The following is a 12,525-nucleotide window of genomic DNA, read 5'->3' on the forward strand; positions in this document are numbered from 1 at the left end:
AAAGGGATTGAAGATCCCACAAAGCTCCTAACAATAATTAAGGATGAAAATAGTTCAAACGAAAAAACGCTCAAGCAAGCCTGGCAAAAGGGATTGAAGATCCCACAAAGCTCCTAACAATAATTAACGATGAAAATAGTTCAAACGGAAAAACGCTCAAGGAAGCCTGGCAAAAGGGATTGAAGATCCCACAAAGCTCCTAACAATAATTAACGATGAAAATAGTTCAAACGAAAAAACGCTCAAGCAAGCCTGGCAAAAGGGATTGAAGATCCCACAAAGCTCCTAACAATAATTAACGATGAAAATAGTTCAAACGGAAAAACGCTCAAGGAAGCTTGGCGTTTTTTCTTATTGAACTATTTATTCGTGACCACGAAGGGATTCAAACCCAATGTTAAATCAGAGTGTTTATCGGGGTTAGCGAAGCCTGTAAAAATTATGTTGACCGAATTGTTGTAATAGCATTTCGGGTTGATTGACTACTTTTAGTCTATGACTAAGTTACAAAACAAAGGGTTTCAAACCTACTTAAATACTAGGAAATACTATGTGGCTTCCTGAAGATATTCGTTGACGAGATCCTCGTCAATACCGGTGTATTGAGCGAATTCTCCTGTAGTCACCAACTGGTTAGACGACTTGCCCAAATGGACCTTTATCTCCTTGAGAAGCCTACGACTGTGCCGCTCACTTCTTCCGGTGATGCGCTGGATTTCCTTTGGGTAAATACAAATTCTTCTTAGCTTCATTTGATACACTATCCATGCTTTATCCATACATCATCCGTACTTCATCCCTACTTCATCCCTACTTCATCCCTACTTCATCTTTATTATTTAATGAGTTTTTAAATTCGTTATTGAAATAAGCTTTTATATACGAGATCCCTGCCTGCGCAGGGATGCTGATGAACTCCTTCTTACTTATCCTCTTTCTTAAAATAGAATAAATTAGGTTTGAAGGGGTATTAAATTGTAAATAAGGTTAGCGGTTGAAGACGGAGATCCCTGCCTGCGCAGGGATTTTGATGGAAGGACTAACGAACTCCTTATGACCTGCCCTTTCTAAAATTACGGGTTGTCCTATTTGTTATTCAATAATGTTTAAGATTAAATTTTATCAAATGCAAATTGTTGCGGGCACTCGTTAGCAAGGAGCGTTATCGAGAATGGGAGACCCTGCCTGCGCTGGAATTTTTACCTGAGCAGGGATTAAGGTTTAAAATAATTCAGCAAATTCATTTTCAATTTTAACTATGACTTCTTGCGGGATCTCATCAAAGAACTTCGCTTTTTTGACTTGAGATAATTTGCCATTATTCTGAATTAGGAATTTAATTAATAGATCGATGTTTGTATCTGGAAGGGTCACTACCCTATTGATAAATTCCACCATATGATCATGTCGCTCCAAAAACTTTATTTCGTTAGGTATTATTTCCTCTATAGTTTCTTCAACACATTCATATAAAAATTCGGCTTGAACCGTTAGATCTGCATAGCGGTACAAATCGATGGTTTCATTTAAAATTTCAACATTATAGTCTGCCGTTATTACCCAATCAATCCATTCTAACCGCGTTTCTGAAAACGCCTCCAATACGTCCTGATACTTGCTGATATTATTTAAAATTGCAGCAGATATTGGGAAAATCATATCCCTGCTGGTATACTTCTTACTTATCAGAGTATGATGCATCAGATATCTGTGTAAACGACCATTACCATCAGAAAAAGGATGGATAAACACAAAACCGAATGCGATATGTGTAGCCATTAGAATTGGGTCATATGGACTGTCATTAAGTATCTTATTGGTTTCCAAAAGTCCGTTGATAAGTAGTGGCAGATCTTTTGCCTTAGCAGATACATGGTCAGGTATTGGCGCAAAGGTTTCGCGGTCATGTTCGCCGATAAACCCTTCTTCCGTTCTCAACCCCATTTGTTTGAGTTTATTCTGACCAATTACAATGTCCTGTAAACGTTCTAACTCTTGAAGGTTTAATTCTTTCTTTCCAGCTTGACCGATAGCCTTACCCCAGTTGCGCGCTCTTAGATTTTCTGGCTTCTCCCCTTCAATAGCAAAAGATGCTTTAGAATCCTTTAGCAATAAAAAAGCCGCTGTTCTTCTAATTAAATTTCTATCCTTCCCTTTTAAATCGAACTCCATTTTATTAGAAAAATCTTTTTCTTGATAGGCTTCAATTTTATCTGTTCTATTGATCATTGGACAAAAATCGCGCGTTCCTGGTAAATTGTTTTTTACGCGATGCCTGGTTGAATTAACGGTTGGCCCTGGGAACTGTAGCTTTGCATTTACAACCTCCACATATGAGCCTATTTTTAGGTCGGGTATATCTAATTTCTTTTCGAAGAGCCATTCATACAAAAACCATATCCGTCTTGCATACTGTCCTGTTGGTTCTGATAGTATGTATTCTTTAATGGTGTCCTCACTTAAATTAAGGAACACTTGTTTTAAAATAAACAGGTCGATGCCTTCATACTTAAGCGCAAATATGATGTGACTTATAAGATCATCTTTAGGTTTATGACGCTTGGTGAAGACTTGCCATTGCTCGGTATCATACCGCTGATGTTTGTCGGTAACCAGCGTCAATCTTCTGGGTAAGGGCGCTACTTTATTTGTCTCTTCCAATAGAAACTCTATTAAAAGCGCATAGCCAGCCAAGGTGCCAGCTTCTGGAGTGTTTCTATTATGAAAAACGGTTATTTGTCGTGAAAAGCAATTACTCATAGCGTTTATTTATGAAATACACTTACAAATATAGCGTGAAAAACAATTACTTCTCATGAAAAATGATTACTATTTTATAGATAGCATGAAAATTGGACATAAACAATCATTCTGAATATTTTTATTTAGTTTAGAAATTGTTTCGATTTGTACGCATTGAACTAAAAACAGTAACGTGAAAGAGAGTTTATCCTGACAAAAGAATAGATCCTTGAAAGGCTTTGAAAGAAAGTTGGCTAGGGTTATAAAATATCATAATATTGAACAAAATAAGATGGGCACTAGAACCTTATTTCATATCACTATTGTACAATAAAAGATCCAAGACCACTTACTTCGACTGCGCTCAGCACAGATCGTTGATAGAACCTAGAATTTAGACTCATATCGTAAAGCATTGAAAGCATTGGGCATGTAATTTAGCACTCGGACTAAATCCACATTTTTTATAAGCGTTTCTAACAAAATTGAATGAAGCGCATTTTAGAAGAAAACTTTAAAAATCGCCATGTGTAAAACCGTACGCGAAGTAATGCAAGTTATAATCGGACACCAATGATTTCATTTATATAAATTATGATTACTTTCGAAACAACAGACAAAAAAGAGGATTTACAAGAGATTCTCAACTTGCAAAAAGCCAATTTAAAGAAGAACCTTTCCAAAGAAGACGCGGAAAAGGATGGCTTTGTTACGGTAGATCACGATTGGGAATCGCTTATTGGATTAACGAATATTGAGCCGCATGCTGTGGCCAAGGACAATGGAAAAGTAGTTGGATATGTATTGGCTATGACCAAAAAATCAAGATTTGATATTCCTTTAATCGCTCCGATGTTTAATGAATTTAAAAGGATTCCCTTTCGCGGTAAAACAATTGCTGATTTTAATTATATGGTTGTAGGTCAAACCTGTGTACATAAGGATTATCGTGGACAAGGATTGATTGAAGGATTATTCCAACACTATAAAACCTCTTTTTCTGAGCACTACGAATTTTCTATTACGGAAATAGCTTCCAGTAATATACGTTCTTTAAAAGCACATCAAAAGTGGGCTATGAAATCATACATTCCTATACCGACTCATCAGGCAGTCATTGGAATGTGGTACTATAACCCGAAACTTAAAGAAGCGAGAATGCCTGTGATTCTGCATGAGGAATTAGCAGATAAATGGTTGACCAAATTAGAAGGCGATAAAGACCAGAAGTTTATTGAGGAGCTTATTCAAGAATATCCTCAGGAAGAATTGGAAGCTCATACGGTTTCGAAATTGAGAGGTAAGGACTATATGGGGAATGTTCCGGGGATTAGCGATCCTGTGAAGTATGGGGGTTGGTGTTTTAATCCCATTATATCCTAGCCACTTCTCATTTAAGACAATGCAAGCATTAAGATTGCGGCCAAACAAGCACCCACAATAGGTCCTAAAACAGGAATCCAAGAGTAAGCCCAATCACTTGAAACTTTATCTTTGATTGGTAAAATAGCGTGCATGATTCTCGGGCCTAAGTCGCGTGCAGGATTTATAGCATAGCCCGTTGTACCACCTAATGAAAGACCTATGGACCAAACCACAAGTGCAACTGGCAAAGCGCCTAATGAGCCCAGCCCAATTACCGTTTCCGAATCTGCGATTGAGGCATCCGTAAAATAAAGAACTGAAAATATCAACACGAATGTACCAACAGCCTCACTAAGGAAATTTGAAAAGAGATTTTTAATTGCTGGTGCCGTACAGAAAACAGCTTTTTTTGCACCGCCATCGTCAGTAACCATAAAATGCGGTCTGTATATCAACCAGACTGTTCCAGAACCTATCATGGCACCGAGCATTTGCGCTAGCACATAAAATGGAACGTCTGCCCAGGGAAACGCACCTGAAACCGCCAATCCTACACTCACAGCAGGGTTTAAATGGGCGCCACTGTATGGTGATGCAAATACCACCGCCACATAAACAGCCAATGCCCAACCCGTGGTTATAACAATCCATCCACTGTTGTTTCCTATGGTTTTACTTAACACAACATTTGCCACGACGCCTCCACCTAAAAGGATTAATAAAGCGGTTCCGATAATTTCTGATATAAATGGAGTCATTCCTTTTAGTACTTGTTATTGATTATTAATATTATCTAAGGGAAAGGTTATGATGAGCAACAGCGTTATAATTTTCCCAAGGGCCAATTTATGATTATTTTTCTCTTGTCCAATATTCTAAAGCATCAATGGCTCTATACCAACCCTTAATCTCTTTTTCAATATTTTCCCTCTCATTATTAGGTTTAAACCGTTGGTCAGTTTGCCAGATTTCTTGAATTTCTTCTGGATTCTTCCAATAACCTACTGCCAATCCTGCTAAGAAAGCCGCACCCATGGCAGTAGTTTCCACTATTTTTGGTCGGACAGTTTCTGTGTCCAACACATCTGCCTGAAACTGCATTAACATGTCATTGATTGTCGCTCCGCCATCAACCCGGAGTTCCTCAATGGATATACCAGAATCAGCCTCCATAGCCTTTAGGATGTCCATAACTTGATAGGCAATAGATTCCAAAGCTGCTCGTGCAATATGTGCATCTGTGCTTCCTCTGGTCAAGCCGAAAATTGTACCTTGCGCATGTTGGTTCCAATGTGGTGCGCCAAGTCCTGCAAATGCGGGTACAAAATAAACCCCGTCAGAGCTCTCCACTGAACTGGCCAATTTTTCGACATCAGCAGAGGTTCTGATGATTTTCAAACTATCACGAAGCCATTGCACCACAGCTCCTGCAATAAAAATACTCCCTTCAAATGCATATGTTGTTTTGCCGTTAATTTTCCATGCCACGGTGGTTAGAAGATTATTTTTTGATACCACAGGCTTTTCTCCAATATTCATAAGCATAAAACAACCAGTGCCATACGTAGTTTTCACCATTCCTGGTTTGGTGCACATTTGTCCAAATAATGCCGATTGCTGGTCTCCCGCAATGCCTGCTATTGGAATTTTAGCATCATAAAATGTAGAATTGGTATGCCCATAAACTTCACTTGATGCTTTTACCATTGGCAGCATGCTTTTTGGAACTGTTAATAACTCTAGCAGCTCATCATCCCATTCCATGGTGTTAATATTGAAAAGCATGGTCCTAGAGGCATTGGTAACATCTGTAATATGTTTTTCTCCTTTGGTGAAATTCCACACCAACCAAGTATCAATGGTTCCTAAAATGAGATCTCCGGCTTCGGCATCTTCTCTTGCACCTTTTACATTATCCAAGATCCACTTCACTTTAGTACCAGAAAAATAAGAATCGATGACAAGTCCAGTCTTCTCTCTAATCAGGTCGTTTTTACCTTGCTTTTTCAGTTCATCGCAAAAATCAGAGGTTCTCTTATCCTGCCAAACGATGGCATTATAAACAGGTTTTCCGGTTTTTTTATTCCATACCACAACGGTCTCACGCTGGTTGGTAATTCCTATGGCTGCAATATTTTCTATATTTAATCCTTTTTTTGCAATAGCCTCTGCTGCAACCCCTGTTTGAGTGGACCAGATTTCCAATGGATCGTGTTCAACCCATCCCGGCTTGGGAAAATATTGGGTAAACTCCTTTTGTGCAATTGTAATTATAGACCCATTTTTATCAAAGACGATCGCTCTTGAACTCGTTGTTCCCTGATCTAAAGAAAGTATGTATTTCGCCATATTAAATTATTTTTAAACTTATACTTAGATTTAAAATTTTCTTAAATGCTTAAGACTGATTTCAATTATATTATATATTGATTTGCCAATTGTGTAAATTCTTTTATTTGTGCTGACTCCCAAGTCTGAGGTTTATTTAAGTACTGTGCTAAAACATGTGCGACATACGGAGCGACTTCTTGAGCCGCCTTGGCGTCTAAAAATAGAATTCGCACACGTCGCGCCAAAACATCTTCAACGGTACGCGCCATTTCATTTGTAACCGCCCAAACCACTTCGGCCTTTAGGAATTCTAACCGAGGGTGTAATTTTTCAGCCAATTCAGGAGTGTCAGCAATCAGGAGTTCGATGGCTTTTTGATCGGTACCATAAATATAGAGATGATTTGTAGCCTCCGCCGAACCATCGGCGCCATGAATTCGGAGATCTTTAGTCCGACAATTCTTGTGCGATAATTTCCCTAATGCTATGGCCTTATTTATAGTATCTTGGGCCATTCTTCTATAAGTCGTCCACTTTCCTCCAGTAATCGTCATTAAACCAGATTCTGAAACAATAATCTTGTGGCTTCTTGAGATCTCTTTAGTTTTTTCTGAAGCATCCTTTGGAGCTGCCAAAGGGCGCAATCCTGCAAAAATACTCAACACATCACTTCTTGAAACCGTTTTATTCAGATAGGCATTTGCCGTTTCCAAAATAAAATCAATCTCCTTTTCCAACGGTTTTGGCTCCAAACTATGGCTATCCAATAAGGTATCTGTTGTTCCTACCACGACGCGATTATGCCATGGTACTAAAAAGAGCACTCGTCCATCTGTAGTTTTAGGAATCATTATGGCGTCATCCCCAGGCAAAAAGGAACGATCCAATACCAAATGGATGCCTTGGCTTGGCCTTACCGTATTTTTTGCATCAAATTTATCCATTTGTAAAATTTCATCGGTAAATACGCCAGTTGCATTAATAACTACTTTGGCATTGAGTTGATATTCTACACCACCTTCTGCATCTTTAGCCATGACCCCACTCACTTTGCCTTCTTTAGTTTTTAGCAATTTGCAAACCTTAAAATGATTTAAAGCCGTCGCGCCTTGCTCGATGCAGGTTTGGGCAATGTTAACCGCTAAGCGCGCATCATCAAATTGACCATCGTGATAAACTACGCCACCCTTAAGATGCTTGGTTTGAATGGTAGAAAGTCTTTTTGAAGTTTTCTTCTTAGAAATACGAATTGAGGCTCCGAAACTTAATTTGCCCGCCAATAAATCATAAACCTTCAAACCTACAGTATAAAGAATAGTGTCCCACCAACTGTAGTTTGGAATAATGAATGATTGATTTTTAATGAGGTGAGATGCGTTTTTAAGCATTAATCCCCTCTCATAAAGTGCTTCTTTGACCAAATCAATATTGCCCTGTGCCAAATAACGCACACCGCCATGAACCAGTTTTGTACTTCTGCTAGACGTTCCTTTTGCGAAATCGGATTGCTCCAAAAGTAGGGTTTTGAAGCCCCTCGTTACACTATCCAATGCGACACCTAATCCAGTTGCACCACCTCCTATAACTATGACATCCCAATTTTGGTTGTCAACTACTTGTTGCACTAATACTTCTCTACTGAACACCTTTTTTGTATTTAGTACTGTTACTTCTTTCTTATTCAAACCTACATGTATATAAAGACCTATTTTTTTCTTATTTTTTTGGTGTCCTGACTTTTGATTCTAACCGTTCATTCTGAATTCAGAATATTAGCTTATAAAATATGAGTGGTGTTTTTTAATTTCAAAGCACAACTTTTCACTCTTTGATTAAAAGGCTCGCACAAAAAAAGTTTCTGAAACTTTGACTGGTTCTAGTGACCAACTATCAATTTGCTTATAAGATTTTGAATACGTTGGGACTAGTAATTGGTTATACTTGATCAAAAATGGCATAGGGCCAGTTTAGTTGTCTTTTAAAACTTTAAAAAGCAATTCTGGTTCGTCGGTGGTAATATAATCTACTTTGTTATCCAACAAAGTCTTCATATCCGATTCCTTGTTCACAGTCCAATAATTGACAGTCATGCCTAAATCATGCGCTTCCTTGACCCAATTAGGATTTTTTAAGAACGTTTTAAAATTGTAATCGATACCTGTATAACCTACTGAAAACGCTTCCGCCGGAGTTTTATCACCATTGAGGTAAGCTACTTTAGCTTTTGGGTCTAACTTTTTTATCAATTGTCCAACCTCATAACTAAAGCAAATATATTCTACCATAGTCTGCGCTTTTAAACTTTTAACCAGATCTACAGTCATTTCCGTTAATTTCAATGTTCTCTCCAATCCAGAAGGAGCCGTTTTAATTTCTATAATTAATTTGGTCTTTTTCTGCTTAAGCCCTTCTTCCAAATACGCGTTAACGGTGGGAATTTTTTCTCCGTTTGGATGTTCCTTAGCCAACAGCTCTTTATAAGTAGAGGTTTCAATATCAATCCCCATAAAATCCTTATCGTGATTCACCACCATGATATCATCTTTTGAAAGATGAATATCAAATTCAGATCCATAACATCCTAAGGCAATCGCTTCCTTAAGAGAGGCTATGGAGTTTTGTGGCAATCCGGAAGTTTTCCATGCGCCGCGATGTGCGATCACTGGATTATTGACGCTTTTACAACTGCCAAGTATTACCAAAAAACCGAGTAACAGGGCCATTTGCGAATAGGTTTTAAGAGATATAATTTTTTGTATCATAAATACTTTATTAATATTATTATTCAATAAATAGAATTTGTTTGATCTAGAATAGGCAACTCAACAAGCTATGAAGCATCCTGAACTCAGACCATGTCATACGTAAAAGCTTTTGGACGTACCATATTTTCACTATACACATTTCCAAAACGATCCGTTACTCTAATTTCCAAGGTGGACGTGGGCGATGAAGCGATCACCTTAAAAATATGTGGCGTCGTATTTGTGGCGAAAGCATCTGTTGGAACAGCACCTGCATTTAAACGCAGCGCATCATAGGATATAATATGTAGTGGGTCTTTGGCACTAATACGTTTTGCGGCCAATGTGTTTCCGTTTTCTTTAACTTCTATTTTCCAATCCTTTTCATATGACCAAATATTGATCAACACCTCATTGTTCATGTTCTGTTGCCCATAAGGTTCTGCATAAGGAGCTAAATCGGCATCCGTTGATTTAGGGGCAAAATTGGCCGCCGTAATATGGATAGAATTTAAATCGTAGGTTCTAAACTGATAATCCTCTGGGTGTCCAATACCTTTATAGCGCCAGTCCATATTTCTCCCATTCATTCTCCATATACTATAGCCCCCCGGACTTCCGTCCTTACAGATATGATTGTTGGCATAGCCGCTTCTACCGGTCCACCACCACGTGGCACATATGGCACCCGTATTGTGTTCCATAAGATTTGGCTCTTCTTCTACTCTATAATTCACATGGGCATGGCCAGTTAAAACATGAACCGTGGAGAAATCCCGAAGCGCTTCAATCAATTCACTTCCATTATTTAGAGAAATTTTATTAACTTGATTCCCATTCTCATCCAGTGTTGGTTTGCGATATAAAGGCGTGTGCATGGCCAATACTATTGGGGTGCCTTTATCTGCAACTGCAGCCAGGTCCTTCTTTAGCCACTGCATCTGTACAGCGTCAACAACATAATTGTAATTACGATTTCCAACTGTACCTTGAGAGCCCCCTGTATTTATATATTCCACATCATCTAATACAACATAGTGGATATCTCCTAAGTTGAATGAATAGTAGGTTGGTCCGAGCACTTCTCTATATTTTTTTTCTGCTTCCCAATCATTGGCAAAATAGGGATCGTAATCATGGTTGCCAATGAGGTTAAAAACAGGGCAGTTTAACATATTCATATAAGGCACATATTCCTGCAGCCCGAAATTATTATCATACCAATAGGTGTCCCAGGTCATATCTCCCAGTGTCAGAACGTACACTTTTGTGCCATCGGCAGCGTATTTATCAATTGTAGCATTGACATCTGGCAGGACTTTGCCAGTGTATTGGTCGATATCATTATTGCGTTTGGCCAAGTGCCAGTCTGCCATGGGAATAACTACATGGTTTTGATTATTGACTTTAATTAGGGAAAAATCCTTTTGTTCAACAGTGCTGACACTATTACTTAAGCGTTTAAAAAATTGAGGAATATTACCAATTTTTGACGTTTCAAAATTCCCAGGAATGGAAATAAAAACAAAGCCATTTTTTTTGAGTGAAGGCAAATAATATACTCCTTTCTCATCTGTAACTGTCACCTCATAACCGTCTGAAACAACAACCCCCGGAATACCTACGCCATCAGAGAACACCACCCCTTTTACAGTCATTCCGTTGATATCTGGAATACTATTGTCGGCAATGAGATTGAATAACGTGCTTCCTAACACTAAACTTTCGGTACCTCTGGTGACTGTAATTTTATAATGACCCGTGGTAAAGTTTGAAGGTAAAATTAAACTCACATCTTTATCTGAAATGGCTGTTGCGTTACTTGAATACGCAATACTGGCATCAGAAGTTGAGACAAACTTAAAAGTATCTCCTATATGAAAGCCTCTTCCACTAAAAACGACAGCGCCTCCTTCAACAACATCTATGGATGAAGGAATTGAAACTTCTGATATTTTTAAGCCATTATTGGGGACCGTGTTATCTAGGTCATTTTTACTACAATTGGTAAATGCCAATCCACTTATTCCCGCAAATGTAGTGAGACCGCCGACCTTAAGAAATTTCCTTCTACTATTCTCCATTTATAATATCTATTTATTAATCTATTATTTTAACTGTAATATCATCAAGGAAAATACGATTCTTACCTTTTCCAACGCCAACAAGATTAAAATCTCCTCCTAAAAATCTTAATTGGGTTTCAGCTGTAGCACCTGTAATTATAAACTCATAAGTACTCTCTTCTTTTAACCAAATAGCCGTACACTCATGATCTGCATCATAATCTGGCCAATTATCAATTGTAAGGGAATTAACACTGGTCACTCCAGGTCCTATTACATTCACTTTTAAAATGTTATCATCTTCTGCTCCGCCTTTTGTTTTATAAGGCACTGCTTTAAATGTGACCCTAACATTTGTAGGTTCTGTCAGTGCTGAGAGCGCCGGTGAAATTAAATCGCCGCCATAACCTGTTTTGCCTAATTTTAGGAATCCCGTCCGTGCATACACTACTTTTTGACCGCCTGCTTCTTCACTAACCGTACTGTTCCATCCTCTTGCCATTTCATCAGGTGTCCAAGAATCCATTCTGGTTTCTCCTGTAGTGGTGTAAAATATAGTGCTACCGTAATTTAACCAATCAAATTTTTCTTCTAATATCACATTTCCTGAAGACTGTGTAATGCTGACCTCTTTAGTTAAATCAGGATAACCTGGAGCACTAACGATTAATTTAGCAATACGCTCTTCTCCAGTATTTTTGGAAGCCAGAAGGGTGATCTTGGTTTCTGTCACTTCGATTTCACTTAACCAATCTGCGTTTTCTACCGTATAATTCCAATCCACATTCGCTTTTATGGCGATATCAACATTACCACCTGCTGAAGCTATTGCAATACCATCTTCAGCATTTGGAAGAAGGATAAAAGGCACGTTGGCCTCCTGATCGACGCGAAATAACACAGGTTCTTCTTTACCATCAACGATAAAAGCAAAATTCACACTCCTCGTATCAAAAGTGTTATTTTCCTTAACGGTGAATTTAAAAATCCCATCATCCTCACCTTCTGCAGGAAATGCTTTCACCCAATCGACATTTTCCTTCGCAACAATTTGCCATGGGCGGTTAGACCGGACCGTATAGGTTTTTGAAACTCCCTTAACGCCAGTCACAATTCCTGTAGGATTGTCCTCGATTTTGAAATAAGCTGCGCCTTGCATTCCGCTATCGTCATCATCACTACACGATACGGACACCAGTGCCACCAGCACAAGGAGCGTAGTACATAGACGTCCCAGTGATTTACTATTTAAAATATTTCTTGTGATCATAATCTTT

The 12,525-nt window shown here is 38.5% G+C and carries 9 protein-coding genes; 1 reads left to right on the forward strand and 8 read right to left on the reverse strand.

Annotated features, from left to right (window positions below; genetic code table 11):
• Window positions 1-548: 548 nt before the first annotated feature.
• Entirely contained in the window at window positions 549-752 is a 204-nt protein-coding gene (locus tag ESZ48_RS09975; RefSeq protein WP_129017283.1) for a hypothetical protein, read from the reverse strand.
• 469 nt (window positions 753-1,221) lie between these two features.
• The gene (locus tag ESZ48_RS09980) at window positions 1,222-2,760 is read right to left on the reverse strand and encodes a Fic family protein (RefSeq protein ID WP_129017284.1); all 1,539 of its coding nucleotides are present in this window, start codon (window positions 2,758-2,760) and stop codon (window positions 1,222-1,224) included.
• Window positions 2,761-3,336: 576 nt separating this feature from the next.
• On the opposite strand from ESZ48_RS09980, the gene ESZ48_RS09985 reads away from it, so the two are divergent.
• Window positions 3,337-4,125: a GNAT family N-acetyltransferase gene (locus tag ESZ48_RS09985; RefSeq protein ID WP_129017285.1), complete on the forward strand. Its 789-nt coding sequence runs from the start codon at window positions 3,337-3,339 to the stop codon at window positions 4,123-4,125.
• Window positions 4,126-4,136: 11 nt separating this feature from the next.
• On the opposite strand, the gene ESZ48_RS09990 is transcribed toward ESZ48_RS09985, so the two are convergent.
• The 6 genes from ESZ48_RS09990 to ESZ48_RS10015 all read right to left on the reverse strand — a co-directional run bounded on the left by ESZ48_RS09990 (window position 4,137) and on the right by ESZ48_RS10015 (window position 12,518).
• Window positions 4,137-4,865, reverse strand: coding sequence for an MIP/aquaporin family protein (locus tag ESZ48_RS09990; protein ID WP_129017286.1), 729 nt, complete (start codon window positions 4,863-4,865; stop codon window positions 4,137-4,139).
• Window positions 4,866-4,959: 94 nt separating this feature from the next.
• Window positions 4,960-6,456 (reverse strand): glycerol kinase GlpK, encoded by a 1,497-nt coding sequence (gene glpK, locus ESZ48_RS09995; RefSeq protein WP_129017287.1) that lies wholly within the window; start codon window positions 6,454-6,456, stop codon window positions 4,960-4,962.
• A 65-nt stretch (window positions 6,457-6,521) separates the two neighbouring features.
• The gene (locus tag ESZ48_RS10000; RefSeq protein ID WP_223266414.1) at window positions 6,522-8,123 is read right to left on the reverse strand and encodes a glycerol-3-phosphate dehydrogenase/oxidase; all 1,602 of its coding nucleotides are present in this window, start codon (window positions 8,121-8,123) and stop codon (window positions 6,522-6,524) included.
• A gap of 282 nt (window positions 8,124-8,405) precedes the next feature.
• Entirely contained in the window at window positions 8,406-9,200 is a 795-nt protein-coding gene (locus tag ESZ48_RS10005) for a glycerophosphodiester phosphodiesterase (RefSeq protein ID WP_223266415.1), read from the reverse strand.
• A gap of 86 nt (window positions 9,201-9,286) precedes the next feature.
• Window positions 9,287-11,266, reverse strand: coding sequence for a calcineurin-like phosphoesterase C-terminal domain-containing protein (locus tag ESZ48_RS10010; RefSeq protein ID WP_129017288.1), 1,980 nt, complete (start codon window positions 11,264-11,266; stop codon window positions 9,287-9,289).
• Between the two features lie 16 nt (window positions 11,267-11,282).
• Window positions 11,283-12,518 carry a BACON domain-containing protein gene (locus ESZ48_RS10015; RefSeq protein WP_129017289.1) on the reverse strand — a complete coding sequence of 412 codons (1,236 nt, stop codon included), beginning with the start codon at window positions 12,516-12,518 and terminating at the stop codon, window positions 11,283-11,285.
• Window positions 12,519-12,525 lie beyond the last annotated feature (7 nt).

It is taken from the genome of Gelidibacter gilvus (genome assembly GCF_004115975.1).
Taxonomy (GTDB): Bacteria; Bacteroidota; Bacteroidia; order Flavobacteriales; family Flavobacteriaceae; genus Gelidibacter; species Gelidibacter gilvus.

Excerpts from the sequence above, each read along its gene's own strand:
- ESZ48_RS09975 (WP_129017283.1), bottom strand. The coding sequence starts at position 752 with ATGAAGCTAAGAAGAATTTGTATTTACCCAAAGGAAATCCAGCGCATC.
- ESZ48_RS09980 (WP_129017284.1), bottom strand. The coding sequence starts at position 2,760 with ATGAGTAATTGCTTTTCACGACAAATAACCGTTTTTCATAATAGAAAC.
- ESZ48_RS09985 (WP_129017285.1), top strand. The coding sequence starts at position 3,337 with ATGATTACTTTCGAAACAACAGACAAAAAAGAGGATTTACAAGAGATT.
- ESZ48_RS09990 (WP_129017286.1), bottom strand. The coding sequence starts at position 4,865 with ATGACTCCATTTATATCAGAAATTATCGGAACCGCTTTATTAATCCTT.
- glpK (WP_129017287.1), bottom strand. The coding sequence starts at position 6,456 with ATGGCGAAATACATACTTTCTTTAGATCAGGGAACAACGAGTTCAAGA.
- ESZ48_RS10005 (WP_223266415.1), bottom strand. The coding sequence starts at position 9,200 with ATGATACAAAAAATTATATCTCTTAAAACCTATTCGCAAATGGCCCTG.
- ESZ48_RS10010 (WP_129017288.1), bottom strand. The coding sequence starts at position 11,266 with ATGGAGAATAGTAGAAGGAAATTTCTTAAGGTCGGCGGTCTCACTACA.
- ESZ48_RS10015 (WP_129017289.1), bottom strand. The coding sequence starts at position 12,518 with ATGATCACAAGAAATATTTTAAATAGTAAATCACTGGGACGTCTATGT.